We start from the raw sequence: 24,946 nt of genomic DNA, 5'->3' as shown, positions 1-24,946 counted from the left end.
GTGTCTCCTCTGCGGAATGCCCGGCGGTCAGGCCGGAAAAATCAGCGTGTCCTTCGCGGACCAGCTTATGGTTACGGTCTGGCCGACTGTGGGGCGCAGGTCGTCTGCGACGTCGGCGGTCATGCGGGAAATCAGCGGCGTGTCTGTCGCGTTGGTTTTGATGTGCAGCAACTGGTCGAGGCCGTGATAGGCGATCTCGGAAATCTCGCCGCTCAGGCAGTTGTCAGACTGTCCGCCGACCTTCAGCCGTTCTGGCCGGACCGCCGCAACACCCGCCCCGATGCGGGAGCCATCGGCAGCGGCGGATACGGCGATCCGGGTGCCATCGGTGGTCACGAACCCCTTGCCATTATCGGTGACAGGCAGGAAATTCATGACCCCGATGAAGTCAGCGGCATAGCGTGTCTGCGGGCGTTCATAGATGTCGTGCGGCGTGCCAACCTGCAAAAGCGCGCCGTCTTTCATAATGGCCACGCGGTCCGCCATCACCAAGGCCTCTTCCTGGTCATGGGTGACGACAATGAAGGTGATGCCGAACTCGTGCTGCAGGCGTTTGAGCTCCAACTGCATCTCGCTGCGCAGTTTCTTGTCGAGCGCGCCAAGCGGTTCATCCAGAAGCAGCACCTTGGGCCGTTTGATCAAGGCGCGGGCCAGGGCGACCCGTTGCTTCTGACCACCCGAGAGCTGATCGGGTTTGCGCTTGGCCAGATGGGTCAGTTGGATCACGTCCAGTATCTCATCAACGCGAGCCGTGATCTGGGCCTTCGGCAGCCTGTCCATCTCAAGCCCGTAGGAAATATTTTGCGCCACGGTCATGTGCGGGAAGAGCGCATAGGACTGAAACATCAGGTTCACGGGGCGTTTGTTGGGCGGGATGCCGGCGATTGATGCATTGTCCAGCAGGACATCGCCGCCCGAGAGTTGTTCAAACCCCGCCATCATGCGAAGCAGGGTCGTCTTGCCGCTGCCGGAGGCGCCCAGAAGCGCAAAAAACTCGTTCTCATAGATATCGAGCGAGACCCCGGAAACGGCGGTCACGCTGCCGAAGGATTTCTTGACGTTCGCAAGGGTCAGAAGGGGAGAGGTCATTGTCCTGGCAATCCCCCGCGGTTCAGACGTTGCGACAGAGCCAGCGCGATCACCGACACCGCCATCACTAATGTAGCCAGCGCGTTAATCTCCGGCGTGACCCCGAACCGGATCATTGCAAAAATTTGCATCGGCAATGTGATCGACGACCGCCCTGCCCCTGCCGTAAAGAACGCGATGATGAATTCATCAACCGACAGCGTGAACGCCAATAGAGCACCCGCAAGAATGGCAGGCATCAGCACGGGTAATACGATCCGCCGCATCGTGGTGAAGGTGGACGCCCCCAGATCGGCAGAGGCTTCGACAATTGACCAATCAAAGCTTTTGAGGCGCGCGCGGACCACGGCGCAGACAAAGGCCAGATTAAAAACGACATGGCTGACGATAATCGTATGCAGCCCCATGGCCACGCCCAACAGGGAAAAGAAGCTGAGCAGCGCAATGGCCAGCACGATGTCAGGGATGATCATCGGCGCGAAGATGATGGTTTCAAGCCATTTTCCATTGCGCCGCCGGATTTCTACACCGACCGCCAAGAGGCTGCCCAGCAGGGTTGATAACAGCGTTGAAAAGAGCGCGACCACCAGGGTGTTGCCTGCGGCCTGCAGAATGTCCTCATTCTCTAGCAGCGCGCCGTACCATTTCACTGAAAAGCCCGTCCATGCGGTGGGCAGACCGCCTCCGTTGAACGACAGTCCGACAAGCACGGAAATCGGAATGTAGAGAAACGCAAAGATGATGCCGAGGATCAACAGCATCAGGCGGAATGTGTTGCGATCAGCCATCCGCGCGCGTCCTTCCGCCTGATGCCCGTTCGGCCACGGTGGCCTGCATAATCAAAAGCCCCAGCATAACCAGGATCAACACCATCGACAGAGCCGCGCCAAAGGGCCAGTCATTGGCCGTGAGGAACTGCGCGTAGACAAGGTTGCCGATCATCTGGAACTGCCCGCCCCCCAGCAGGGCGGGCGTCACGAAATTCCCGATCGACAGCACGAAGACGAACACGAAGCCTGTGGCAATGCCAGGCACGGTCATCGGGAGCGTCACTCGCCGGAATGTCGTCCAGCCCGATGCGCCTAGATCGCGCGATGCTTCGGCCACGTCCGGGTTAAGGCGCGACAGCGGCGCGTAGCAGCTCAGGATCACGAAGGGCAGGTAGTTGTAGATCAGGCCGATCACGACAGCCGACTCGGTGTAGAGCATGCTGGGCAATTCGCCCTCATACCCGATCCAGCGCGCCAGGTTCACGATCAAACCTTCGCGGTTCAACAGAACGATCCACGCATAGGTCCGCACCAGATAATTTGACCAGAACGGCAGCACGGCAAAGAACAGCAGCATGGGTTGGTGGCGCCGTGGCATGGCTGCGATGGCATAGGCAGCGGCATATCCCAAAACACAGGCGATGCCCGCGGCCAACCCGGCGATCCCCGCTGATTTCAGAAATATCTGAAAGTAGAGAGGGTCAAACACCAACGCGATGTTTTCAAGCGTTAACGTGTATTCGATGCCGCCGTAGATACCGCGCCTGAAGAACGCCAGGGCCAGAATCAGCAGGCATGGCACTACCATCAGCCCAAAGAGCCAGAGCAGCGCCGGGGTCATCAGGAACAGTGGTCTGCGATCGGTTGTCATACGTCAGGCCCGCACCGCAAGGCGGCGAATTTCAGAAGTTTAAGGCAGGGATGGAAACCCCGGCGACAAGTCGCCGGGGCCAGGCGCAATCAGTTTGCCGCCTTGATTTCCGACACGACACGGGAATAGTCGCGCTGTGCCTCACCCACATCGCGCAACTGTTCAAAACCCAACATGTCAGCGGGTTTCATGCCCATGTTGGGGAAGGTTTCGATCAGGGACGCGTCAACACCCGCCATCGCAGCCTCATTCGGAACTTTGTAAAGGATGTTTTCAGCCGCCCAGCGATGGTTGTCCGCATCCAGAATATAGTTCACGAAGGAATAGGCCGCGTCCTTGTTCTCGGATGCTTTCAGGATCACCATCGTGTCGACCCAGAGATCGGATCCCTCCTCCGGGATCATGTATTTGATGTCGGCGTTTTCGCCGATCCCGTAGTTGCACCACCCGTCCCAGGCCTGAACCAGTTCCGCCTCGCCCGAGACAAGCTTGGCGTAGAAGGTGGTGTCGTCATAGGCCAGCAACGTTCCCTTGGCATCAATCAAGAGGTCGCGGACTTTGGCCATCTTGTCAGCGTCGGTTTCATTGACGGAGTAACCAAGCGCCAGTTGCCCCGCTGCCAGAAGCCAGCGGTCAGTGGCCAGCATGGTGGTCTTGCCGGCCACATCTTCTGCTGGCTTCAGAAGGTCGTTCCAGGAGGACGGCGCATCGACGAGGTCCGAGCGATAGCAGAGCCCGGTTGTCCCCCAGGCGTAGGGCACCGAAAACGAGTTTCCGGGATCATGTTCCAGCGCATTGGCTTCGGCATAAAGGTTCTGGATGTTGGGAATTTTCGAATGATCCAGTGTTTCCGCCAGGCCAAGATTGTTTAGCACCTCCGCGAAAGGGGAGGAGACAAAGACCACGTCATAGCCGACGCCTTTTGAGGCAATCAGCTTGCCCATGATCTCTTCGTTGGTCGCGTGCAGAACCAGCTCGGCTTCGTTGCCGGTTTCAGAATTGAAACTGTCGATTGCATCTGCCGCCATGTAGCCATCCCAGTTCGATACGGTCAGCGGGTCGGCCAGAGCCGGCAATCCGACGGCGGCCAATGCGGCGGCCAGATAGGTGGTGGTGCGAAGTCGTGACATGAATTTCCTCCCGGGTCGTCTGTTGAAATGCCAAGCGTTAGATCGTCGACACAATTAAACTTGCGATTCTTCGTGATCGCGATACCTTCAGTATTAATAACAGTAAAAATACGTCAAAGTGTTTTTGCTGTCTTTTTCTAGGCTCGAATCTTCAGGTGGCATTTGGTTCGAACAGCTTATCGATGTCAGGCAGATGAATGCTAAAAACCCGCAGCAATACGCGCCAAAATCATCTGAAGCTGGCGCGGCAGATAGTCGATTATGCCTTGGAAAACGGCCTGGGTGAGGGTGATCATCTACCCGAAATGATCCTTTCGAATGCCTGTGGTGTGTCGCGTACACCAATACGATCAGCACTTAAGATATTGGAAATAAATAATATTGTTATACGCCGGGAAGAGGAGGGTTACTTTCTTAAGATCCATCCAGAAGTTGCGGTGTCAGGAGGCATGGCTCAACTAGAGGACGTCGAAGACAGCCTCGCCAACAGAATCTTGAAGGATCGTGCGGAGCGACGAATTGCCGACGTGCAATCGGTCAGCGCATTGGTCAGGCGATACGAGGAGCCACGATCATCTGTACTAAATGCGCTAAAAATACTAAGCGCTGATGGTATTGTTGCTCAACTCCCTGGTCGAGCCTGGGCATTTCAGCCGATTTTGGACACTCCCAACGCATTGCGAGACAGCCTTTCCTTTCGCCTGATCCTTGAACCTCAGGCGATCTCGGCCCCCGGATTTGCCATGGACAGCCAAAAGGCCGGGATGATGCGACAGCAGATGGAGGAAATGCTGGCGCGGCACGAGGACGAGATAAGCAACACTGCTTTTCTGCGGCTTGATTGTGCCTTTCACAGCCTGATCGCCGAAGGGTCAGGCAACCGGTTCATTCGTGGTGCATTGCTGGCCCATCACCGCTTGCGTTCAACCACGCAAGAAGATCAATCCATCCCTGATTTCAGGCTGCGCCAGGCCCTGGAAGAGCATCTGGATATTTTCGACAGTCTTGAGCGTTCGCAGCACCAGCTGGCGGCGGATCAGATGGTCTTGCACCTGCGGCGGTCACAAATCCGCAGACCGCAGGCCGCTAACCGTGGCATCCGCCCGCTTTCACAAGGTACGATCGGATGACAGCACCGGTGATTGCCCTGTTTCCCGAAGCCAGCTTTGGCGCGGCCTTGAATTGCGTGGGCATCGCCCAGCAGTTGAAACGGTCGGGTGCCGTGCCGGTTTTCCTATGTCACGCGGGCTTTACCGGTGTCTTTGCCGAATACGGGTTTAAGGAATACCACCTGCCGGCATCTGCCCAATCCAGCCAGCAGGCAGAAGAAAACTGGCAGGCTTTTATCTCGACCCATCTCGACCACTTCAATCAATCCCCGATGGCGCAACTGCAAAGCTATGTCGCGCCCACATGGGAGGCGATTGTCGACACGGCGATACAGGCCGAAGCCGGGCTGGAGAAGCTGATCAAACGCATCAAACCCGATGCCATAATCCTCGATAATGTGATCATGTTTCCCGCCATCGCAAACGCCGGTGTGCCCTGGATTCGCGTCGTGTCCTGCGCCGAGACCGAAATTCCCGATGCGAACGTACCGCCGTATCTGTCAGGAATGAGGCCCGACGATCCCGAGCGGCAGATATTCGAGGCCGCTTATCTGGATGCGACCGCCGCTGCGCACAAGCGATACAACCGTTTCCGCCACTCTCGGGGCCTTGCGCCGCTGCCTGACGGGCAGTTTCTGGAGGTTTCAAAACATCTGAATCTTTTGCTTGCGCCCTCTGCCATCCGGCATGAGCGACGCCGTCCCTTGCCCGAGGGTCAGTTCGTGTTTCTCGAAGGATGCGTGCGTGAAGAAACCCGGTTTGAACTGCCGACGCTCCCCGTCAATGACGGGCCTCTGGTCTATCTCAGCTTTGGCAGTCTCGGCGCGATTGATACTGGTTTGATCGGCCGCATGATTGACGTCTTCGCAACCATCCGCGCCCGCTTTTTCGTCAATGTTGGCGGGTTTCTGGAAAGTTACCAGAACGTACCGGACAACGTGTATCTGGGCAGTTGGTTTCCGCAGCCTTCCATTGTCAAACAGGCTGATCTGTTCATTCACCACGGGGGCAATAACAGCTTTTGCGAAGCGCTGTATTATGGCGTGCCATCTCTGATAATGCCCTATTGCTGGGACGGCCACGACAATGCGTCACGCGCAGCGGCAACGAAGACCGGAGAGCATCTGGGTCGCGCGGGCTGGGCGCCGGAACAGCTTGGCAATAAAATCAGGGAACTCATCATCTGCGAAGAGATGCAAATCAGGATGAAGCGCATCTCTTCGCAGATGATGTCGCAATCGGGAACCGCGAAAGCAGCGAGCAGTATCTTGCGTACGTTCAGTATGTTGGACAGCGCTTAGTCTGGCTGTGTGAGTTGAATTCGGGATGATACCCGGCGAGCAGGCATCTGTCTAAAGGATATATCCATCGCACCGCAACTTGGGAAATGACGGGTTGCATCGCTGACAAGATGGGCATCGCTGCCGGTGAGCTAGAGAATTTCGAGGCGCACTCGGTCGTTCCTATCGGCAGAGATGTCAGGGGATCAGCACTTCGCGCACCGTAGCAGCATCATCAAGCCGATCCATCGCGGCATTCAGGTCATCGAAACCGATGACACGGGTTAGCAGGCGGTCGACCGGCAATTTTTCATCTTTGAACATGGCCATATATCTTGGGATGTCCCGTTTGGGGATGCAGCTGCCCATGTATGACCCTTTCAGCGTCCGTTCATGCGCCGCGATGCTGAGATGCGATATCGTGACCTCTGCGTCTGGCCCGGGCATTCCGGCCGCAACGGTTGTGCCGCCGCGGCGGGTCACGTCATAGGCAGTCTTCAACGCGCGAGGTGACCCTGCGGTTTCCACAGCGACATGCACCCCGCCTGACGTGGCTTCGAGGACTTTTCCGATACAGTCGGGATCGGCGGCATTGAGCGCGATATGTGCGCCCAGATCCCGAGCCAGGGCCAGTTTGTCCTCGCTGAGGTCAAGCGCAACAATCCGGCCCGCCCCGGCAGCCCGCGCCGCCAGCAAGGCGCTGAGCCCGACACCGCCCAGACCGACCACCGCAACGCTTTCGCCGGGCCGGACGCCGGATGTGTTAACAACCGCACCCACGCCGGTCACCACGCCGCAGCCAAAGAGCGCTGCGTGTTCAAAGGGAATGTCCTTGTCAATCTTGACGAGTGCTTCCATCGGCATCACGGAATACTCGGCGAAACCGGCAATCCCGGAGTGGTGATGAATACGGGTGCTATCCTTGTGCAAACGGGTTGTACCATCGCGTAGGACTGCCGCTGCGTTTGACGCCGTCGCAGGCTCGCACAGGGCTGGTCTGCCGACGTTGCACATCTCACAATGTCCGCAACTTGCAACGTAAGAAGGCACAACGTGATCTCCGACCGCCAATCCCGCGACGCCAGCGCCAAGTTCGACGACGATACCAGCGGCCTCGTGCCCGATAACGATTGGCATCGGTTTGCCGCGCTCGCCGTTGATGGCCACCAGATCGGAATGGCAAAGCCCCACGGCCTTGATCTGCACCAGCACTTCGCCCTGCTGCGGCGGGTCGAGGTCGATCTCCTCGATATTCAGAGGTCTGCTTTCAGCATAGGGCCGGGGAAGATCGGACCGTCTGAGTACTGCCGCCTTGATTTTCATCGCTTCCTCCAGCCCTGATCGCGACGGTCAGGTCATCGCCTCATCCACCGCGTTTTCTAGAATCTCCAATCCCTCTTCGACCAGCCCGGTTGAGGCCGAGAGCGGCACCAGCAACCGGATCACGTTGCGGGCGGGGCCTGCCGTGATCAGGATCAGGCCGTTCTTCAGCGCGATGGATGCGATCCTTGCGGTCAAATCACCATCCGGTTCGCGGCTATCCCGGTCCCTGACGATTTCGATGGCGTTCATACAGCCCAGAGCACGGACATCTCCGATGCAATGGAAACCATTGCGCCGCGCCATCTTGCGCAGCCTTGCGTCGATCAGTGCGCCCATGTCCAAGCCACGTTGCAACAGGCCTTCAGCCTCGAGCACATCCAGCACGGCCAGCGCGGCGGCGCAGGCAAGCGGGTTGCCGCCAAATGTGCCGCCCAGCCCGCCCGGGGGCACTGTATCAATAATATCCGCCCGCCCGACGATGCCCGAAATGGGCAGGCCGCCGCCGATGCTTTTGCCGATGCAGGTCAGGTCGGGGGAGATGCCGAAATGCTCCATGGCGAACAGTTTGCCGGTCCGGCCCATGCCGGTCTGGATTTCATCCGCCACCAGAACGATGCCATGTTCGTCGCACATCTCGCGCAGGTAGCTCAGGAAATCCGGCGTGGCGATGTTATATCCACCCTCGCCCTGCACAGGTTCAAAGAAGATCGCGGCAACCTGATCAGGCGGACAATCGCTGCGAAACAGTGTCTCAAACGCGCGTTTCGTATCGTCGAGGCTGACGCCGTGGAACTCATCGGGAAATGGCATGCGGTAAATCTCGGTCGGGAACGGGCGGAAGCCCTGCTTGAACGGCACCATCCGTGCGCTGAGGCCCATGCCCATGTAGGAGCGCCCGTGATAGCCGTTGGTAAAGGTGATCAGGGCGGGCCGACCCGTGTGATAGCGTGCAATTTTTACCGCGTTTTCAACCGCTTCACCGCCTGCTGAAAAGAACAGGGACTTCTTTTCAAAATCGCCGGGCAAAAGCGCGTTCAGCCGCTCGGCCAGCACTATATAGCTTTCATAGGGTGTCACCTGAAAACAGGTATGGGTCAACTGGTCAAGCTGATCCTTGATGGCCGCAACAACTGTATCGTTGCGATGCCCTACGTTCTGGCATCCGATTCCGCCGCAGAAATCGATATAGCGGTTACCTTCAACATCCCAGACCTCGGCATTCTCGGCCCTGTCGGCCACGAAAGTCGACGAATAGGCGATGGCGCGGGCTACGGCATTGTCGCGTCGGGCCTCAAAATCATGATTGGTGGTCATTTCTTGCCTCGTCAGATGCAGGTGCAAACGGCTTTCTGCAGGTCAGACCCGCGTGAGCCACAAAACAATGTCCGGAACCAACACAAGCGCGCCAAGGCAGATGAGTTGCAGGACAACGAAGGGAACGGAAGAACGATAAATCGTCTTGATGGTGACACCCGGCGGTGCGACGCCACGCAGGTAAAACAGCGAATAACCGAAGGGCGGCGTGATGAACGAGGTCTGCATGTTCACCGCTGCCAGCACCGCGAACCAGATCAGCATTTCCGGCCGGGTCGCCTCGAACCCGAAGTCAAGAGAGGTGACGATGGGGGCGAAAAGCGGCAGCACGATGAAGCTGATTTCGATCCACTCGAGGAAAAACCCCATGACAAAGATCAGGCCCATCATAAGCAGAAGCAGGCCGTAGGGGCCGAAGCCCGTGCCAATAAACAGCTCCTCGATCATATCATCACCGCCTAGGCGCTTGAACACAGCGCTGAAACAGGCCGCACCGATCATTACGAAAATGACCATTGCAGTGGTCTTGGACGTATCGCGCACCACGTCGCGCATCACACCAAAGCTCAGCTTGCGCGCGATGAGTGCCAGCAGCAATGCACCGCCTGCCCCGATGCCCGCGGCCTCGGTCGGGGTGGCAAGACCGATCATGATGGACCCCAGCACAGCGGCAATCAGGAAGAGCGGCCCCACCAGGTTCAGCAGCAATTCGACCAGCAGGTTGCCTTGCCTTTGGGCGATTTTGTCAATCTCGCTGCGATCGGGCACAGGCGCCCGGTGCGGTGAGAAGATTCCGACGCCCAGAATGTAAAGGATGTAAACCGTGCCCAGCAGAAGGCCCGGGATAAACGCTCCCTTGAAAAGCCCTCCGATGGAAACCTGCAGGATCGCTCCCATGAAGACCAGCATGATGCTGGGTGGGATCAGAATGCCCAGTGTGCCGCAAGCCGCGGTCACGCCGGTGGCAAATTGCGGATCATAACCCTGTCGGATCATCACCGGCAGGGCGATCACACCCAGCAGCATGACCGACGCGCCAACGATCCCGGTGCTCGCTGCCATGATGATGCCAAGCAGAGCAACCGATAACGCCAGCCCGCCGGGCAGCCGTCCACAGAGCCGTTCGAGCGTGAGGAGGAGACGCTCGGCCAAGCCGGACTTATCCAGCATCAGCCCCATGAAAATGAAGAGTGGAGCCGCCAGAAGCAGCCAATTTGAGAGCGTGCCCGCGTAGATCTTGGAGACCACGGTGCCCATGAATTTCAGCGGGATGCCCGAAAGAATGGCAAATACAATTCCAAGCCCGCACAGCAGGAAGGCCACCGGGTAGCCGGTGAAAACCCCCGCCACCAGCGCAAGTATCATGGCAATCGCCCAACTGTATTCGACGAAAAATTCCATGACCTGCTACAAGCTTTCTTCTGTCGCGGAATAGGTGCTATCGGCAAGTTCATCATCCAGAAGTCGCCGAATGACTCGCGCCAGTATGACGAGGAACAGGATTGCGAAACCAATCGGGATGGTGGATTTGATCAGGAACCGGTCCAGCATCCCGCCATAGTCCGACCCTTCAGATGAATTGTAGGACCGCATAACAAAGCCGATGGACAGCCAACACATGACCGCTGCAAACGGCATCATCAGGAAGACGTCGCCAAGTGTATCGATCCATTTCTTTTTTGACTGTGACAGCCCCGCATAAATCAGGTCGGATCGGACGTGCTTGTCATCCATGTAGGCATATGTGCCACCAATCATGACCATGATTGCAAAGAAGTGCCATTCCAGGTCGATCACGTCGTTGACCGTCAGATTGTCGCCGAACAGGGGAATATCGACCCCCCAGTCCAACATTACATTTGCACGCATCGCGCTTGCGATGACGGCGACAAGGACGGAGGCCAATACTCCCAGTGCTAGCCAGCTTGTGATCTCGCCCAGCCAACGACCAATGCGTTCGATAAGCCGGGCGATATTCACCAATAGCTGTTTCACTGTTGGGCCTCCGCCTTAGGATCGGGTTGGTCTCAGTCCAAGCTTTGCAACTCGTTCCAAGCGTCTACCTTAGCCTGATGCGCCTGAAGAGATTCGTACATCTCTTTCACAACCGGTTTAGCTGCCATTTCTTCAGCCAGAACTTCGGCCCAGGCTTCGCGCAGTCGTTCCATCACACTGTCCGGCAGACGCTTCGTGATTGCCCCTTTTTCCGCCATGCGTGCAATCACGTCCATCTGCTCGGCAGGAAGGCGGTTGAACGTATACTGAATGGTCGCCTGACAGGCCATGTGTAGCTGGGCCTTACGCGCGTCGCTGTAGCTGTCATAGAGATCCTTGTTCATGATGAACGAGAACCAGCTTGCCGACTGGTGCCAGCCCGGAAAGTAGTTGTATTTGGCGATTTCGTAGAAGCCCATCGCCTCGTCAACGGTCGGGATCGCAAAGTCGGCCGCATCAACACGTCCTCGCTCGAGCGCCAGGAATGTCTCACCGCCCGGCACCAATTGTGTAGATGCACCCAGTTTGGTCAGCACTTTCGCGCCCAGACCCGAGATGCGGATTTTCATCCCGTCATAGCTTTCGGGCCCGGTGATCTCTTCGCGATACCAGCCAGCGGTTTCCTGAGGCTCGATAAAGCAGGGGAACACCATCACGCCGTGCTTGGCGTATTCGCGACGAATGATTTCGATGCCGCCGCCGTTCCACATCCAGGACGATGAGACTTCGGAGGTCGGACCAAAGGGCAGACCGCCGTAGAACTGTGCCACTGGCACGGTACCGGACCAGTATCCCATCCAGTCCCAGCCCGCATCAATCGCGCCTGACGCGACCGAGTCGAAGACTTCCAGCGTCGGCACCAGATCGCCGGGCTCGGCCAGTTCAAGCTCCAGCTCGCCACCGGTTGCGATGGCGACGTTCTCGGCAAATTTCACCCCCATCTGTCCAAGAAGGTTGTTCGTGCCAAAGGTGCTGGCAACATCCAGCTTTTCGGCCAATGTCGGTGCCGTACTTGCGATAACGGCAGCGCCTACAGCGGCGATTAAACTAGTTCTCTTCATATTATGGTCCTCCCAGGTTCAATGTGTCGACGACTTCCTCGCCTGACAGTTTAACAACTGTGTGACATCCCCCCGGATGACAGCAGCGGCTCTTCGCGCGATCATGCCGCTTTTCTCAAAACGGGTCAGGAGCGCGGCGAACTATTCCAGCATGTTGAATGGATCAGCCAATATCTGTAAAATAGTATTATAATATCAATCAATCTCAGGTTTTCTTATAATGATCCCGTTTCGCCAGCTTTCCTACATTGTCGCAGTTGCTGACTACGGCAGTATTTCGGCGGCGGCAGAGAACCTGGCGATTTCGCAACCGGCAATAAGTGCCGCAATTCAGAAGGTTGAGGATGAATACCAGCTAAAGCTGTTCATCCGCGAGCGTCCGCATCGCGTCGTGCTTTCACCGGTTGGACGGCGCTTTATCGCGCGCGCGCGTCGATTGCTTGAGAACGCGCAGGAGTTCGACGATGATGCCCGCAATTTGCGACAAGCGCTTAAAGGCGTCGTTGAGGTGGGGTGTTTCCTTCCGACCGCAGCCTTTATCGTCCCGATTATTCTGCGCGGATTGAGGGAACGGGGATTCGACATTTCCCTTCAGGTTCACGAGGCGGATCTGGACGAGATCAACCTGATGCTTACCCAGGGCCGGATTGATGTAGCCCTGACCTACAACATGCATCCCAGCCCCGGCATCGAATTTGAAACCCTGATCGAAGCGCCGCCTTATGTGCTTTTGTCCAAGGACGATCCATTGGCAAACCAGACCTCAATCTCATTGGCGCAGCTTGCCGACCGGGACATGGTTGCGCTGAACCTGCCGATTACCCAGCAGTTCTTTCTGTCGCTTTTTTCGCAGGCCAACCTGAACCCCAGGATAAAACATCAGGCCAAGTCCTACGAGCTTGTCCGAAGCCTGGTCGGCGCAGGCGAGGGTTATGCGCTTCTGATCATGCGGCCCGTGAACGAGCGCGCCTATGATGGTAGCGAACTGGTCTATGTCCCGTTGAGCGATGATGTGCCCGCACCGCAATACGGGCTGGCACTGACCAATCGTTCCATCCCAACAAAACTGATAGAAGCTTTCGCGAATGTCTGTCGCGAGACGCTCAAATCAGAGAGAAGTGCAGAGAACTATCTGGTTCAATTACCCAACGGCAGCATTGTCGGGCGCGGCCTGAACAATCGCACTGACCCCTGAGCGCGCCCGTTCGATCGCCGGACAGTCGCGGACCTCTCTCAGGATCAGCTCAACAAGCTCGAACTGGGACTGACCATTGACGTCTTCGAAATAGACATGGCTCGGCCAGGACTGCCCCACATGGTTGTCATCCGGCAGATCAACCGTTTCGCAGACGTTTTTGATCGCGGCAACGAATGACCGTGCGTTCGCAACAGTTTCTGCCTTGGTCGCGTCGAGGTCTTCGATGCTATTACGGTCAATCTCTGGTGAACCGATGCCAACGGTCAGGGGCATGTTCCGTGCGATTGCCTGTTCCTCGTAGAACGAGATATCCACCTTGTCGGATTCAAGGCGCATGATGAAGAGCGGGTTCACGCTGACCTTGGCCTCGGTCAGCGCCAGCAGCTTGGCGCGGTCCGTCGTGGGCGCGCCTTCGCTGATCGCACCTCGGCGTCGTGCCGTCCGGCCCTTTTTTCGCACTTCGGCCACGAAATCGCCGCGGTAGTTGTTGTCGAACACGCGGTCTGCATAGGATTTCCCTCGCAACATGTGTCGGATTGAGCGGATCGACATGTTCATGCAGTTGTCCGGCCCGATGAAAAAGGGCGACCCCGATGCGTCCGACAATTCGACCCATCCATCGGGAAACATCTCGAAGTGATGATCCATCCACGGCGCCAGCACGGTATCGCCCAGATGATCCAGCAGCGCATTTACCTCGTCGGGGTCATTGATCACATCTGCCAGCAGAGGTTCCTGCCCATAGATATCTGCAGCAAGGCTGTAGGGCGCAGATATCTGCAACAGGGGCGCGACGCCGGTGAGCTCCTGCGTGACGCGCAGGATACCGTCGATGGCCGCAGGTACACCGGTAGAAAAATCGGGTGTCTTCAGATCGCGCCAGTTGTTTTTGTTGATCAGGATGGCATCGGGGTCAGCCCCCGGAGGAAACTTGTCCGGATACATCATCGTCTGGCCCAGCGGTTCACAGGTCCAGGCATAAAGCGCCCATGTCATGTAGAACTTGCTGATCCCCAGAAGGCGGCTGACGGCAAGGTTGGCACGCACATAGCGATAGGGGTCTTCGTGGTAGTATTCACGGGATTCAATGCCATAGAGATCATGCAGCACCGCGAGTCCCAGCATATGGACAGAGGCCGTTGAATGCACGCATTTGGCGGGCGCAAGAAGCTTGAAGTTGTTATCAAACTTACCGGCGATGGCCGCGTCAAAGAACCGGGCCACCTCCTGCTTTGCGTCAGCGTCCCCCGACTGCCAGCGTTGCAGCAGATGAAGGCCTGCGGGGAAACGGTAGTTCTCCAGATCGGTCATGCCCGGTATCGCTCCTGATCAAAATTCTGCTGCCTTGCGACAGGCCGTCGATAATAGGCTATTCTGGAGTGGATATGTAGAATATACCCATTATTGTGGTTTCTATAGATCCATTTTGAGAGGACCCATGCCGAAACCCCCCGGAGGCGCATTGCTGCACGGATTTAGCGTTGATCGTGCGTCGCCGGTCCCGATCTATCGTCAGCTGGATGCTGCGCTGCGCAGGTTCATATTGGACGGCACGTTGCGCCCGGCACAGAAACTACCCTCTACACGCGAACTGGCCCAGGACCTGAACGTGTCGCGCATCACCGTCAAATCGGTTTATGAACAACTGGTTGCAGAAGGATATGCCGAGGCCCGAACGGGCGCCGGAACCTTTGTCGCGCAGGGGCTCGATCCGGACTATGCGCCAAGTTTTCGGCTGCCGCGCCGCCGCGCAAAACCGCCGGAGATCGAGATTTCGGATCATGCCAAAATGATCACCTCGTCCAAAGCGAGCATTCGTCACGGAAAAACCGATGGGTTTCGTCCGGGGGTGCCTGCCTTGGATGTGTTTCCGGTCAAAGCCTGGAACAAATATATTTTTGACGCAATGACCAGTCACGAACGCCGCAACCTCAGCTACGGGCCGGTGACCGGCTCTGCCGCGCTGCGACAGGCGGTTTCCCGGCACCTGGCCGATGCCCGCGGCATGCAGGCCGATCCTGATCAAATCGTTATAACCTCGGGGGCGCAGCAGGCCTTTGTGATGATTGCTTTTGTGCTGCTCGATCGCGGTGAAACGGTCTGGTATGAAAACCCGGGCCATATCGCCGGACGAGATATCATGCAGGCGATGGGGGCGAGAGTTGCCCCGGTGCCGATAGATAGTGAAGGGCTTGACCTTGATGTTGCGATGTCACGCTATCCCAATCCCACAGTTATCTTCACCACCCCCTCACACCAACAACCGCTGGGGACAACGATGTCGCTGGTCAGGCGCCTGGCGCTGCTCAACTACGCTCAGGAAAACGGCGCGTGGATCATTGAAGATGACTATGACAGCGAATTCCGATATCGCGGCAGGCCCCTTCCGGCGCTCAGCGCGTTGGATACGGAACGCCGGGTGTTTTACGTCGGCACGTTTTCGAAATCCATGTTTGCCTCGATGCGGCTGGGTTACATCGTGGTGCCGCCGGGGTTGGTCGATACGTTTGCCAAGGCGCGCAACCTGCTTGGGCAAAGCTCTTCGGCCGTAGTGGAAAGCGCGATGGCCCAGTTCATGGATGACGGCCGTTTTGTCGAGCACATCCGGAAAATGCGCCGGGTTTACCGTGAGCGGCGTGATATATTGTACGATTGCCTGCTACGGGACTGCGCAGATCATCTGGACGTACAGCCAACAGATGCGGGCATGCACATGCTGGCGTGGCTGAAGCGCGGCATTGACGATCAGACTGCGCATAGCGCGTTACTGGACGCCGGGATCGAGTCCCTGCCTCTATCGGTCTACACCTCCGAACCTATCGAACGTCAGGCGCTTGTCCTGGGGTTTTCGGGCGTTGGTGAGAAGCGCATCCCCAATCTGGTTAGCCGTATGGCCAAGGCCTTGGCAGAGTTCTGACGATCCAGATAATGCCTGGCCGAAGAACTCCGTGCGTGGGCAAACTGGATCTCCCCATTTGCCGTTAGCTGCATCCAGCGATGACGTTCTGGCCTGATAACGGTATGTGTCGCGGCATCAAAGGTCGCGCGCCGTCACCTTCTCCCAATTCAGATCGAATTTGTTCAGGTATTTTCTAAGGCGGTCAGCGTCATTCTGGGTCTTTCGCTTACTGCGAGACACGACAAAAAGCGTCCGACCAGCGGCACTCAGGCTAGAGGAGGCGCGGCAGGTGCGGATGACCTCGGCCAGTTGCACCCGGTCGAAGGGATCGACCTCCGCTGCGCCGTCCGGCAGAACCGAGGCGACAAGCTGATAGGTGTCATCGGCAGTCGCGCGGCGCCAGTCCCGTTTCAGGGTGCCGATTTCGCCGTCCACCATGGCGCGGGTGATCCGGCCCCGGGGCGCAAGTGTACAAAGCCGCCGGACCGAACTGCTGAAATCGCGGAAATTGCCGGGCCAGAGGGTTGCGGGATCGGCGGCGAAGCGGAGGTAGTGTTCGCGCGCGTCGGTGTTGAAGCCGACCTGCGTGCCCAGATCGCGTTCCGAGCGGGCCAGTTCGAACACCAGATTGGCCTCGATATCCTCGCGTCGGTCGCGCAGGGCGGGCAGTCTGAAGCTCCACATGTTGAGCCGTGCCAGCAGGTCGGGGCGAAACGATCCGTCCGCGGTCAGGCTGCGCAGATCGCGATTGGCCCCGGCGATGATCTGGAACCGGCTTGATACCTCGTGATCCGAACCCAGAGGGTAAAACCGCCCGGTTTCCATCGCGTGCAGCAGGACCGACTGGGTGTTGGGGTCCAACTCGTCCACCTCGTCCAGAAACAGCACCCCGCCATCGGCCTCGCGCAGAAGCCCGCTGCGTTCTGATCCGGCCTGCCCGGTATGGCTGCGACGCTGGCCAAAAAGCATAGCCAGCGCATCGGGGCCGTTCAGCGTGGCACAATTGACATGCACGAGCCGCCCCTTGATCCTGCGCCGGTCGAGTTTGAGGTTATAGACCCGTTCGGCCAGTTCGGTCTTGCCAGTGCCGGTTTCGCCCAGCAGCAGGATCGGTTCATCCGAATTGCTGGCTACCAGTTCGATCCGGTCGATCAGGGTGTTGTAGGGGGCATTGCGCGTCTCGATCCCGCCTTTCAACTGGCTGCTGTATTCGCGCGACAGCTGGTCGAACCGCTGTTGCAGCGCGTTATAGCGGCTGAGGTCCAGATCAATGATGTCGAATTTCGCGACTTCTTCCTCGGGCCCCGGCGGGCCGGTCTGGATCAGCCGGGCGGGGATGTGGCGGCTCTCGGTTAGCAGGAACCAGCAGATCTGCGCCACATGGGTGCCGGTGGTCAGATGCACGTGATAGCGCTCGCGGTGCTCGTCAAACCCGTAGGCGCGGGCGAAATCGAAGAGTTTGCCGTAGACCTCCTGAAAATCCCAGGGATCGTCCAGATCAAGCTGCTGCAGAAGCACTTCGGTTTCGGGCGAGGCCTCCTCGATCTCGCGTTTGACCTGATGCGCGAGGCGGTTGAATTTCCGGTCATGCAGCAGTTCCAGCCGGTGCACGTCGAAATGATCGTGGCTGACAAGGCTGGGCGTCGGCTTCCACCGCCGTTTCTTGCCCATATCAAGCTGGGTTCCAAGGAAACCGATCACTACGTTCTGCATGATTTATCCAAAAATATAAATTCAGATAAACATGGATACTATATTCTTGAAGCGAAAAGCTCAAATGGCGTTATTATTGTTATTTTATAGCATGTTACGTGATTTTTCGATTTCTTTAGCGGCAAGGCGTGAGCCATGGCAAAACAACCTCACAACAAACGAGGAACGAAGAAATGGCGAACAAATCCGTGTTTGCATCGATCAAAGGCCGGTTGCTGCCGAAAGCGACCGCAAGGAACGCCCACGCGGCACCGGCTTACGCCTATTCCGATGCCCATGCCCTGGCGCAGGTTGCCGTGACCGGCACGTTCGGGGGCATGTTCTATCAGTCGCCGCAGGAAGAGCTGGAATATGTTCTGGACGTGGCCGAGGCTGTTGAGCCGGTGTTTCTGGCGCAGGCGGCAATCTATGCGCGCCAGTCGGGGTACATGAAGGATATGCCCGCCGTTTTGCTGGCGGTTCTGGCCCGGCGCGATCCGGTACTGTTCCGGGCGGCTTTTGGCCGTGTGGTCGATAACGGCAAGATGCTGCGCACCTTCGTGCAGGTTGTCCGTTCCGATCAGACCGGTCGTAAATCGCTGGGCTCGGCGCCGAAAGCCATGGTGCAGAACTGGCTGAACACCGCGTCCGACCGGGCGCTGCTGAACGCCAATATCGGCAATTATCCGTCTTTGGCGGACGTGATCAGGATGGTGCATCCGAAACCGGCCTCGGCCGAGCGGGAGGCGCTGTTTGCCTGGATCGTCGGGCGGCCGTGCAATCTGGCACGGTTGCCACAGGCGGTGCAGGACTGGATCGCGTTCAGGAAAACCGGCAAGGGGCCGGTGCCGGACGTGCCGTTCCAGATGCTGACGCAGCTGGAACTGTCCTCGGCCCATTGGGCGCGGATCGCGCGCAAGGGTTCGTGGCAGATGGTGCGGCAGAACCTGAACACGTTCCAGCGTCACGGCGTTTTCGGCGTGCGGCGCAACGTGGATCACGTGGCGGTGCTGTTGCGCAACCGCGAGGCCATCGCCAAGGCGCGGGCGTTTCCGTACCAGTTGATGGTGGCGGCGCAGAATATCGCGCCCGAGATGCCAGCGGCGATCGTGGACGCACTGCATGATGCGATGGAAATCGCGGTGCAGAACGTGCCGAAGATCGCGGGGCAGGTTGTGGTCTGCCCGGATGTGTCCGGGTCGATGACCGGGTCCGTGACCGGGTATCGCCCGGGGGCAACCTCGGTCGTGCGCCATGTGGATGTGGCTGCTTTGGTGGCGGCGTCGTTTAGCCGTGTGAACCGCGGGTGCCAGGTTCTGCCGTTCGACTTCGACGTGCGTGATGTACGCCTGAGGTCGCGCGACACGATCCTGACCAACGCCGAACGGCTGGCCGATCTGGCGGGCGGTGGGACAAACTGTTCCGCGCCGCTGAAATGGCTGAACCAGCGTGGCCGCAGCCCGGATCTGGTGGTGTTCGTCTCGGACAACCAGTCCTGGGTCGATGCCCGCGCAGGTGGTCAGGCAACGGCGATGTTGAAGGAATGGGAGGCGATCAGAGGTCGCAATCCAAAGGCCAAGCTGGTCTGCATCGACATCGCGCCCTACGGGACCACGCAGGCGCGGACACGTGAAGACGTACTGAATGTCGGCGGGTTCTCGGATGCGGTCTTTGACCAGATCGCGGCGTTTGCCAACGGTCAGACCGGCCCGGACCACTGGGTCGGCGAGATCGGGAAGATCGACGTATGAAACCTGTCCGGGCGGAGCGCCGCCCGGACGGATCGAGGAAATGAAAGGAAAGACATTCGGCGAATGCCGGTGGAACTACAGATCATAATCTCCGGGCCGCGGGTTCGAATCCCGCCATCGCGTTGCGATGTAGCTCAGTCAGGTAGAGCAGGTTCGTTTCACCACACCCTTGTCGCCGGAACACGCGCCCGTAGCTCAGTGGCAGAGCGACCGCCTTTTAAGCGGTACGTCGTGGGTTCGATCCCCACCGGGCACACCAGAAAACGAAAGGATACCCCCGGCGAATGCCGAAGGAACTACATGGCACCAACGGGACAGGTCGAGCGGGTTCAACTCCCCTCCGTGCCGGCGCCCAGATGGCAAACGCATCCGCCCATTCGGATGCGGGGCGGGCCTCCCATCTGTTTCTTCACCTCTTGTCGCCGGGACACCACATATTCGGCTGTAGCTCAGCGGTGGAGCGCCTGACTGTTAATCAGGATGTCGTTGGTTCGATCCCAACCAGCCGAGCCAGAAATGAAAGGAAAATGTCCGGGGGAATGCCCGTGGGAGTACATCGCTATGGAACGACTGCCGAAAGGCCTCTCACGAAATCCTTGTCCCCCGGACTGCGAAATATCGGGAATGCCTGCAGGATTACAGGCAGACGCGCCCGTCAAGGGTGGCATGGGCAGCCATGCCGTGCTGGTTCAACCCCAGCCCGGAGCGATCCGGTGGCGGAAAATTCATCCTGCAAACCTCTTGTCCCGATTTGTCAAGAAATGGACGTTATCAGTGACTATGAAAGATAGAATGATGGTTGAAGAAAACACATATGACCCGGTGACCGGGGAGACGCTGAAAGACTGGGGCCATCGCCCCGGCAGGCAGTTTCCTGCGCTGCTGAAGCGCGCCAACGAGATGCGCGCCGAAGGGTTCGGGCTGGTACGTATCCGCCAGGAGTTGGAGGGGGAAATCCCGCCCGTGCCGGTGACGCTGGATCTGCGCGCACCCGGTGAAGTGGCATTTCATGAAAACATCGACATCGCGCATGTCGATGAAGAGGATAATGTCGCCAAGGTGCGCGAAACCATGACCGCGCTGATGCGCACGCCGACGATCGAGGCGGGCGCGATCATGCCCGATGCCTGCCCGGCAGGTCCGGTCGGCACCATCCCGGTGGGGGGCGTGGCGGCGGCGCGGAATGCAATCCATCCTGGGATGCATTCGGCCGATATCTGCTGTTCGGTTATGATCACCGATCTGGGCAATGCCGACCCCAAGGCGGTGCTGGATGCGGCGCAGTCGGTGACCCATTTCGGCCCCGGCGGGCGGCCTCAGGGCCGACGCTTCACCACCTCTCTGAAGCTGCTGGATGCGTTTCGGGAAAACCCGTTTCTGGACAACCCGAAATCCATGCGTATGGCGCAGGAACACATGGGCACGCAGGGCGACGGTAATCATTTCCTGTTCGTGGGCCGCTCGCGCGCCACGGGGCGCACCGCAATTGTGACCCATCACGGATCGCGCGGACCCGGCGCGGTGCTGTATAAAAACGGCATGGCCGTGGCCGAGCGGTTCCGGCGTGAACTGTCGCCGAAAACGCCCAAGCAGAACGCCTGGATTCCGGCGGATACCAAAGAGGGGCGCGATTATTGGGAGGCGCTGCAACTGATCCGTAAATGGACCAAGGCCAACCATAATGCGATCCACCAGGCGACCGTCGAGGCTGCGCGCGTGGGTGATGTTGGCGACCGGTTCTGGAACGAGCATAATTTCGTCTTCAGGCGTGGCGATCTCTACTACCACGGCAAGGGCGCGACCCCCGCCTGGGGTGATTACGCCGCCGATGCCACCGGTCTGACGCTGATTCCGCTCAACATGTCCGAGCCGGTGCTGGTGGCGCGCGGCAAGGATCCGGCGCATGGGCTGGGCTTCAGCCCGCATGGGGCGGGGCGGAACTATTCCCGTTCCGAGCACAAGCGCCGGATGGGATCGGTCACGCCGGAGCAGATGCTGAAGGCCGAGACCGAGGGGCTGGATATCCGGTTCCATGCCGGTGGTGTTGATGCATCGGAACTGCCGTCGAGCTACAAGAAGGCGGAGAGTGTCGTCGGCCAGATCAAATCCTACGATCTGGCCGAGATCGAAGACTATATCGACCCTTACGGCTGCATCATGGCGGGCGATGTGCCGCCGTTCTGGGCCAACCGTAAAAAGAGGAAAAGATAGGTTAGGCGGCGTTTCGCGACGCCGCCTGCTGCTTTTGGCCCTAGGAAAGGCGGATCAGTTGGTGATGATCTCCGGACCCATGAAGGTGTTGGGCAGGAAGGTCGACAACCAGGGTATATAGGTCACCATGATCAGGAACACGAAGAGCACCGCCAGGAACGGCAGGGCGGCGCGAACGACTGACATCATCGGCATGCCCGCCACGCCCGAAGTGACGAAAAGGTTGAGGCCGACCGGTGGTGTGATCATTCCGATCTCCATGTTCACCACCATAATGATGCCCAGATGGATCGGATCGATACCAAGCTCGATGGCGATCGGAAAGACCAGCGGCGCCACGATGACCAGAAGGCCCGAAGGTTCCATGAATTGCCCACCGATCAGCAGGATCACATTGACCACGATCAGGAACATCACCGGCCCGAAACCGGCATTAAGCATCGCGCCCGCGATTTGTTGCGGAATCTGCTCGTCGGTCAGTACGTGCTTGAGAATAAGTGCGTTGGCGATCACAAAGAGAAGCGTCACCGTCAGCTTGCCAGCCTCAAAAAGCGTGTGCACGGTGTCACGATGCACCAAGGCGGTCAGAAGCGCCCAAGGCTTCCGGATCAGGCTGTGATTGGTGCCCTCGCCCTCGGCGGCAAGCGGACCCATGTCCTTGTAGACGAAGCAGGCGATCACGAAGGCATAGACTGCCGCCACCGCCGCGGCCTCGGTCGGCGTGAAGATGCCGCCATAGATACCGCCCAGGATGATCACGATAAGAAAGAGCCCCCAGGCTGCGTCGCGGCCCGATGCGATGATCTCACCCCAGCCGAGCCAATCGCCCTTGGGCAGGTTCTTGACCTTGGCCATCACGTAGATCGCCACCATCAGCATGAACCCAGCCAAGAGGCCCGGGATTACGCCCGCCAGGAACATCCGGCCAACCGAGACCTCAACTGCGGCGGCATAGACCACCATCACGATCGACGGCGGGATCAGAATGCCCAGCGTACCGGCGTTACAGATCACCCCGGCTGCGAAATCCTTGGTGTATCCTACCTGCCGCATCCCCGCGATCACGATCGTCCCGATGGCAACCACCGTCGCCGGGGAGGACCCCGATAGGGCCGCGAACATCATGCAGGCAAAGACGCCCGCGATTGCTAACCCGCCAGGCAGATGCCCGACACAGGCGATGGAAAAGCGGATGATCCGCTGTGCCACCCCTCCAGTGGTCATGAAAGACGAGGCAAGGATGAAGAACGGAATGGCCAGAAGCGTGTAATGCCCAGCAAAAGCCTCGAATAGCGTTGCCGCGACCGAGGCCAGCGAGCTTTGCGAGAAGAGCAGCAGGAAGATGGTGGAGCTGAGGCCAAGCGACACTGCGATCGGCACCCCGATCAGCAGAAGGCCGATCACCATGAAGAAGAGAAGGACAACTTCCATCAGTTTTCTCCTCCACGTTGCTGCTCAAGGTCCTGAAGATCTTCCTCCATCTCATGGCTGGCCACCAGTCGGTCGACCTCGCCGCGCCAGATCGCGGCCGCCATCTGCGCAAAGCGAAAGGTCAGCAGCAGCATCGATACCGGCAGCACGACATAGGGGATCACCCGCGGCAGTTTCTCGTAGCCTTCGCCGTAATTGATCAGATCTTCCAGAAACTTGAACGGGGCGATCATCGGGATGTCCTGCACCTCGTAGAAGCTTTGCGACCGGGCCGAGCTATCAAGTCCCGTAGGGAACCAGCGACCCGAGGTCGGCGGCAGATCGGCGAAGACTGCCCAGTAATCATAGGCGCCCTTAAGTAGAAGCAGCGAAAAGACCAGGCAGCAGGCCACCGAGATCAGCGCCAGCACCCGCCGCACCGGTGGCGAGACCAGATTGATGATTGCATCAACACCGAGATGGCTGTGGGTCTTGACCGCATAGCTGGCGCCCAGAAGGACCAGCCAGGCGAACATGAACACGGTCAGTTCCAGGCCCCAGAGAATGTTGGAATTGAAAACATAGCGCGCAATCACATTGGCGAATGTGAGCACCGTCATAAGACCGAGAAGGATGGCAATCGTCGTCTCCTCGATCCGGTCCGTCAGGTTTCGGCCTGTTGTCCGCATCTGTCCTCTCCCCACTTTTCCCGGGTCGTGCGGACGGGCCGGTTTTGTGACCCGTCCGGTGCGGCGCGCCTGAACCGGCGCGCCATCAGGTCCGGCTTACATGCTGGCGTTGATCGCCTGTGCCGCGTCGATGTTTTCCTGTCCGACATCGTCCTTGAACTGATCCCAGACGGGTTTCATTATCTCAACCCATTTCGCACGTTGGTCCGCATCAAGTTCGCGTACCTCGCTGCCAGCGTCGAGGATTGCCTGTTTGGCATCAAGATTGACTTGGGTGGATTCGGCGTTACGCTGTTCTGTCACCTCGCCCAGGATGGTCAGGAACTGGTCGCGTACTTCCGGTTCGAGACTGTCGAGCCAATCAACGCTGGTTACCACCAGATAGTCGATGATGCCGTGGTCGGTCTGGGTAATGCCGTCCTGCACTTCGAAGAACTTCTTACCGTAGATGTTTGACCAGGTGTTTTCCTGCCCGTCCACAACGCCTTGCTGCAACGCGCCGTAAACTTCCGAGAACGACATCTTCTGCGGGCTCGCCCCCAGTGCTTCCATCTGCGCCACCAGAACGTCCGAGCTTTGCACCCGGAACTTCAGGCCGTCGGCGTCGCCGGGCTCCATCAGCGGCACGTTTGCCGACATCTGCTTCATGCCATTATGCCAGTAGGCCAGCCCCTGCAGGCCACGACGCTGCATGCTGTCCATAAGCGACTGACCGGCATCCGAGGCCTGGAACGCGTCAACCGCTCGGATGTCCTTGAACATGAAAGGCAGGTCGAAGAGGCGGAACTTCTTGGTGAATTTTTCAAATTTCGACAGGCTTGGCGCGGCCAACTGAACGTCGCCCTGCAGCATGGCTTCGAGCACTTTGTCGTCATTGTATAGCGTGGAATTCGGGAACACCTCCATGCAGGCGACGCCGTTCATCTCTTCGTTAACGCGCTCTTGCAGTAGCGAGGCGGCGATGCCTTTGGGGTGTTTGTCGGTGTTGGTGACGTGACTGAACTTGATCACCATCTCACCGTCGTCGCAGGCGGCCATTGCGGTGCCGGCAGTTACGGTCAGAGCAATGGCCGTGGCGGCCGTGGTCAGGAATTTCATCTGGTTATCTCCTCCGGTTGGAACGCTTATTGCGCAACAATTGCTGTGGTCCCATG

The 24,946-nt window shown here is 58.5% G+C and carries 20 protein-coding genes and 2 tRNA genes; 8 read left to right on the top strand and 14 right to left on the bottom strand.

Going from position 1 to position 24,946, the window contains the following annotated elements; all coding sequences use genetic code 11:
• Positions 1–27 precede the first annotated feature (27 nt).
• The 4 genes from LC334_RS18975 to LC334_RS18960 all read right to left on the bottom strand — a co-directional run bounded on the left by LC334_RS18975 (position 28) and on the right by LC334_RS18960 (position 3,860).
• Positions 28–1,089 (bottom strand): ABC transporter ATP-binding protein, encoded by a 1,062-nt coding sequence (locus LC334_RS18975; protein ID WP_085801794.1) that lies wholly within the window; start codon positions 1,087–1,089, stop codon positions 28–30.
• Positions 1,086–1,877: an ABC transporter permease gene (locus LC334_RS18970; RefSeq protein ID WP_085801793.1), complete on the bottom strand. Its 792-nt coding sequence runs from the start codon at positions 1,875–1,877 to the stop codon at positions 1,086–1,088. The genes LC334_RS18975 and LC334_RS18970 overlap by 4 nt, the downstream gene beginning before the upstream one ends.
• Positions 1,870–2,730, bottom strand: coding sequence for an ABC transporter permease (locus LC334_RS18965; RefSeq protein ID WP_217809124.1), 861 nt, complete (start codon positions 2,728–2,730; stop codon positions 1,870–1,872). Before LC334_RS18965 ends, LC334_RS18970 begins: the two co-directional genes overlap by 8 nt.
• A gap of 89 nt (positions 2,731–2,819) precedes the next feature.
• The gene (locus LC334_RS18960; RefSeq protein WP_085801792.1) at positions 2,820–3,860 is read right to left on the bottom strand and encodes a polyamine ABC transporter substrate-binding protein; all 1,041 of its coding nucleotides are present in this window, start codon (positions 3,858–3,860) and stop codon (positions 2,820–2,822) included.
• Between the two features lie 197 nt (positions 3,861–4,057).
• On the opposite strand from LC334_RS18960, the gene LC334_RS18955 reads away from it, so the two are divergent.
• Together LC334_RS18955 and LC334_RS18950 are read left to right on the top strand one after the other, a co-directional pair.
• Positions 4,058–4,990: a GntR family transcriptional regulator gene (locus tag LC334_RS18955; RefSeq protein ID WP_085801791.1), complete on the top strand. Its 933-nt coding sequence runs from the start codon at positions 4,058–4,060 to the stop codon at positions 4,988–4,990.
• Positions 4,987–6,270: a nucleotide disphospho-sugar-binding domain-containing protein gene (locus tag LC334_RS18950; protein ID WP_085801790.1), complete on the top strand. Its 1,284-nt coding sequence runs from the start codon at positions 4,987–4,989 to the stop codon at positions 6,268–6,270. The genes LC334_RS18955 and LC334_RS18950 overlap by 4 nt, the downstream gene beginning before the upstream one ends.
• Positions 6,271–6,447: 177 nt before the next feature.
• Here the strand turns inward: LC334_RS18950 and LC334_RS18945 are convergent, their stop codons facing one another.
• The 5 genes from LC334_RS18945 to LC334_RS18925 are packed head-to-tail and all read right to left on the bottom strand — an operon-like array spanning position 6,448 to position 11,942.
• Complete coding sequence (locus LC334_RS18945) at positions 6,448–7,572, bottom strand: zinc-binding dehydrogenase (RefSeq protein ID WP_085801789.1); 1,125 nt, start codon at positions 7,570–7,572, stop codon at positions 6,448–6,450.
• 27 nt (positions 7,573–7,599) lie between these two features.
• The gene (gene gabT, locus LC334_RS18940; RefSeq protein WP_085801788.1) at positions 7,600–8,886 is read right to left on the bottom strand and encodes a 4-aminobutyrate--2-oxoglutarate transaminase; all 1,287 of its coding nucleotides are present in this window, start codon (positions 8,884–8,886) and stop codon (positions 7,600–7,602) included.
• 42 nt (positions 8,887–8,928) lie between these two features.
• Positions 8,929–10,287: a TRAP transporter large permease gene (locus LC334_RS18935; protein WP_085801787.1), complete on the bottom strand. Its 1,359-nt coding sequence runs from the start codon at positions 10,285–10,287 to the stop codon at positions 8,929–8,931.
• A gap of 6 nt (positions 10,288–10,293) precedes the next feature.
• Positions 10,294–10,881, bottom strand: a complete 588-nt coding sequence (locus LC334_RS18930) for a TRAP transporter small permease subunit (RefSeq protein ID WP_085801786.1) — start codon at positions 10,879–10,881, stop codon at positions 10,294–10,296.
• 32 nt (positions 10,882–10,913) lie between these two features.
• Complete coding sequence (locus LC334_RS18925) at positions 10,914–11,942, bottom strand: TRAP transporter substrate-binding protein (protein ID WP_085801785.1); 1,029 nt, start codon at positions 11,940–11,942, stop codon at positions 10,914–10,916.
• A gap of 220 nt (positions 11,943–12,162) precedes the next feature.
• Between LC334_RS18925 and LC334_RS18920 the strand changes: the two genes are divergently transcribed.
• Positions 12,163–13,137, top strand: a complete 975-nt coding sequence (locus LC334_RS18920) for a LysR family transcriptional regulator (protein WP_085801784.1) — start codon at positions 12,163–12,165, stop codon at positions 13,135–13,137.
• Here the strand turns inward: LC334_RS18920 and LC334_RS18915 are convergent.
• The gene (locus LC334_RS18915; RefSeq protein ID WP_085801783.1) at positions 13,084–14,451 is read right to left on the bottom strand and encodes a uroporphyrinogen decarboxylase family protein; all 1,368 of its coding nucleotides are present in this window, start codon (positions 14,449–14,451) and stop codon (positions 13,084–13,086) included. The two genes, LC334_RS18920 and LC334_RS18915, sit on opposite strands and share 54 nt — an antisense overlap.
• 127 nt (positions 14,452–14,578) lie before the next feature.
• On the opposite strand from LC334_RS18915, the gene pdxR reads away from it, so the two are divergent.
• Positions 14,579–16,057, top strand: coding sequence for a MocR-like pyridoxine biosynthesis transcription factor PdxR (pdxR, locus tag LC334_RS18910; protein WP_085801782.1), 1,479 nt, complete (start codon positions 14,579–14,581; stop codon positions 16,055–16,057).
• A gap of 117 nt (positions 16,058–16,174) precedes the next feature.
• Here pdxR and rtcR read toward each other — a convergent pair whose 3' ends face one another.
• Entirely contained in the window at positions 16,175–17,752 is a 1,578-nt protein-coding gene (rtcR, locus tag LC334_RS18905; protein WP_085801781.1) for an RNA repair transcriptional activator RtcR, read from the bottom strand.
• A gap of 173 nt (positions 17,753–17,925) precedes the next feature.
• Between rtcR and LC334_RS18900 the strand changes: the two genes are divergently transcribed.
• From LC334_RS18900 to LC334_RS18885, 4 genes are all read left to right on the top strand, one after another.
• Positions 17,926–19,482, top strand: a complete 1,557-nt coding sequence (locus LC334_RS18900; protein WP_085801780.1) for an RNA-binding protein — start codon at positions 17,926–17,928, stop codon at positions 19,480–19,482.
• Between the two features lie 184 nt (positions 19,483–19,666).
• Positions 19,667–19,741: transfer RNA gene (locus LC334_RS18895), tRNA-Lys, on the top strand.
• Between the two features lie 179 nt (positions 19,742–19,920).
• Positions 19,921–19,995: transfer RNA gene (locus LC334_RS18890), tRNA-Asn, on the top strand.
• Positions 19,996–20,274: 279 nt separating this feature from the next.
• Positions 20,275–21,693, top strand: coding sequence for an RtcB family protein (locus LC334_RS18885; protein WP_085801808.1), 1,419 nt, complete (start codon positions 20,275–20,277; stop codon positions 21,691–21,693).
• 54 nt (positions 21,694–21,747) lie between these two features.
• Here the strand turns inward: LC334_RS18885 and LC334_RS18880 are convergent, their stop codons facing one another.
• From LC334_RS18880 to LC334_RS18870, 3 genes are all read right to left on the bottom strand, one after another.
• Positions 21,748–23,124, bottom strand: coding sequence for a TRAP transporter large permease (locus LC334_RS18880; RefSeq protein WP_085801779.1), 1,377 nt, complete (start codon positions 23,122–23,124; stop codon positions 21,748–21,750).
• Positions 23,124–23,792, bottom strand: a complete 669-nt coding sequence (locus tag LC334_RS18875) for a TRAP transporter small permease (protein WP_085801778.1) — start codon at positions 23,790–23,792, stop codon at positions 23,124–23,126. The genes LC334_RS18880 and LC334_RS18875 overlap by 1 nt, the downstream gene beginning before the upstream one ends.
• Positions 23,793–23,888: 96 nt before the next feature.
• Positions 23,889–24,890 (bottom strand): DctP family TRAP transporter solute-binding subunit, encoded by a 1,002-nt coding sequence (locus LC334_RS18870; RefSeq protein ID WP_085801777.1) that lies wholly within the window; start codon positions 24,888–24,890, stop codon positions 23,889–23,891.
• Positions 24,891–24,946 lie beyond the last annotated feature (56 nt).

It is taken from the genome of Roseovarius aestuarii (assembly GCF_019966515.1).
Lineage (GTDB): Bacteria > Pseudomonadota > Alphaproteobacteria > Rhodobacterales > Rhodobacteraceae > Roseovarius > Roseovarius aestuarii.
This window is presented reverse-complemented; position numbering and strand designations above follow the sequence as displayed.

What these genes read in the sequence shown, in the direction of transcription:
- LC334_RS18975 (WP_085801794.1), bottom strand. Translation starts at nt 1,089, where the DNA reads ATGACCTCTCCCCTTCTGACCCTTGCGAACGTCAAGAAATCCTTCGGC.
- LC334_RS18970 (WP_085801793.1), bottom strand. Translation starts at nt 1,877, where the DNA reads ATGGCTGATCGCAACACATTCCGCCTGATGCTGTTGATCCTCGGCATC.
- LC334_RS18965 (WP_217809124.1), bottom strand. Translation starts at nt 2,730, where the DNA reads ATGACAACCGATCGCAGACCACTGTTCCTGATGACCCCGGCGCTGCTC.
- LC334_RS18960 (WP_085801792.1), bottom strand. Translation starts at nt 3,860, where the DNA reads ATGTCACGACTTCGCACCACCACCTATCTGGCCGCCGCATTGGCCGCC.
- LC334_RS18955 (WP_085801791.1), top strand. Translation starts at nt 4,058, where the DNA reads ATGCTAAAAACCCGCAGCAATACGCGCCAAAATCATCTGAAGCTGGCG.
- LC334_RS18950 (WP_085801790.1), top strand. Translation starts at nt 4,987, where the DNA reads ATGACAGCACCGGTGATTGCCCTGTTTCCCGAAGCCAGCTTTGGCGCG.
- LC334_RS18945 (WP_085801789.1), bottom strand. Translation starts at nt 7,572, where the DNA reads ATGAAAATCAAGGCGGCAGTACTCAGACGGTCCGATCTTCCCCGGCCC.
- gabT (WP_085801788.1), bottom strand. Translation starts at nt 8,886, where the DNA reads ATGACCACCAATCATGATTTTGAGGCCCGACGCGACAATGCCGTAGCC.
- LC334_RS18935 (WP_085801787.1), bottom strand. Translation starts at nt 10,287, where the DNA reads ATGGAATTTTTCGTCGAATACAGTTGGGCGATTGCCATGATACTTGCG.
- LC334_RS18925 (WP_085801785.1), bottom strand. Translation starts at nt 11,942, where the DNA reads ATGAAGAGAACTAGTTTAATCGCCGCTGTAGGCGCTGCCGTTATCGCA.
- LC334_RS18920 (WP_085801784.1), top strand. Translation starts at nt 12,163, where the DNA reads ATGATCCCGTTTCGCCAGCTTTCCTACATTGTCGCAGTTGCTGACTAC.
- LC334_RS18915 (WP_085801783.1), bottom strand. Translation starts at nt 14,451, where the DNA reads ATGACCGATCTGGAGAACTACCGTTTCCCCGCAGGCCTTCATCTGCTG.
- pdxR (WP_085801782.1), top strand. Translation starts at nt 14,579, where the DNA reads ATGCCGAAACCCCCCGGAGGCGCATTGCTGCACGGATTTAGCGTTGAT.
- rtcR (WP_085801781.1), bottom strand. Translation starts at nt 17,752, where the DNA reads ATGCAGAACGTAGTGATCGGTTTCCTTGGAACCCAGCTTGATATGGGC.
- LC334_RS18900 (WP_085801780.1), top strand. Translation starts at nt 17,926, where the DNA reads ATGGCGAACAAATCCGTGTTTGCATCGATCAAAGGCCGGTTGCTGCCG.
- LC334_RS18885 (WP_085801808.1), top strand. Translation starts at nt 20,275, where the DNA reads ATGATGGTTGAAGAAAACACATATGACCCGGTGACCGGGGAGACGCTG.
- LC334_RS18880 (WP_085801779.1), bottom strand. Translation starts at nt 23,124, where the DNA reads ATGGAAGTTGTCCTTCTCTTCTTCATGGTGATCGGCCTTCTGCTGATC.
- LC334_RS18875 (WP_085801778.1), bottom strand. Translation starts at nt 23,792, where the DNA reads ATGCGGACAACAGGCCGAAACCTGACGGACCGGATCGAGGAGACGACG.
- LC334_RS18870 (WP_085801777.1), bottom strand. Translation starts at nt 24,890, where the DNA reads ATGAAATTCCTGACCACGGCCGCCACGGCCATTGCTCTGACCGTAACT.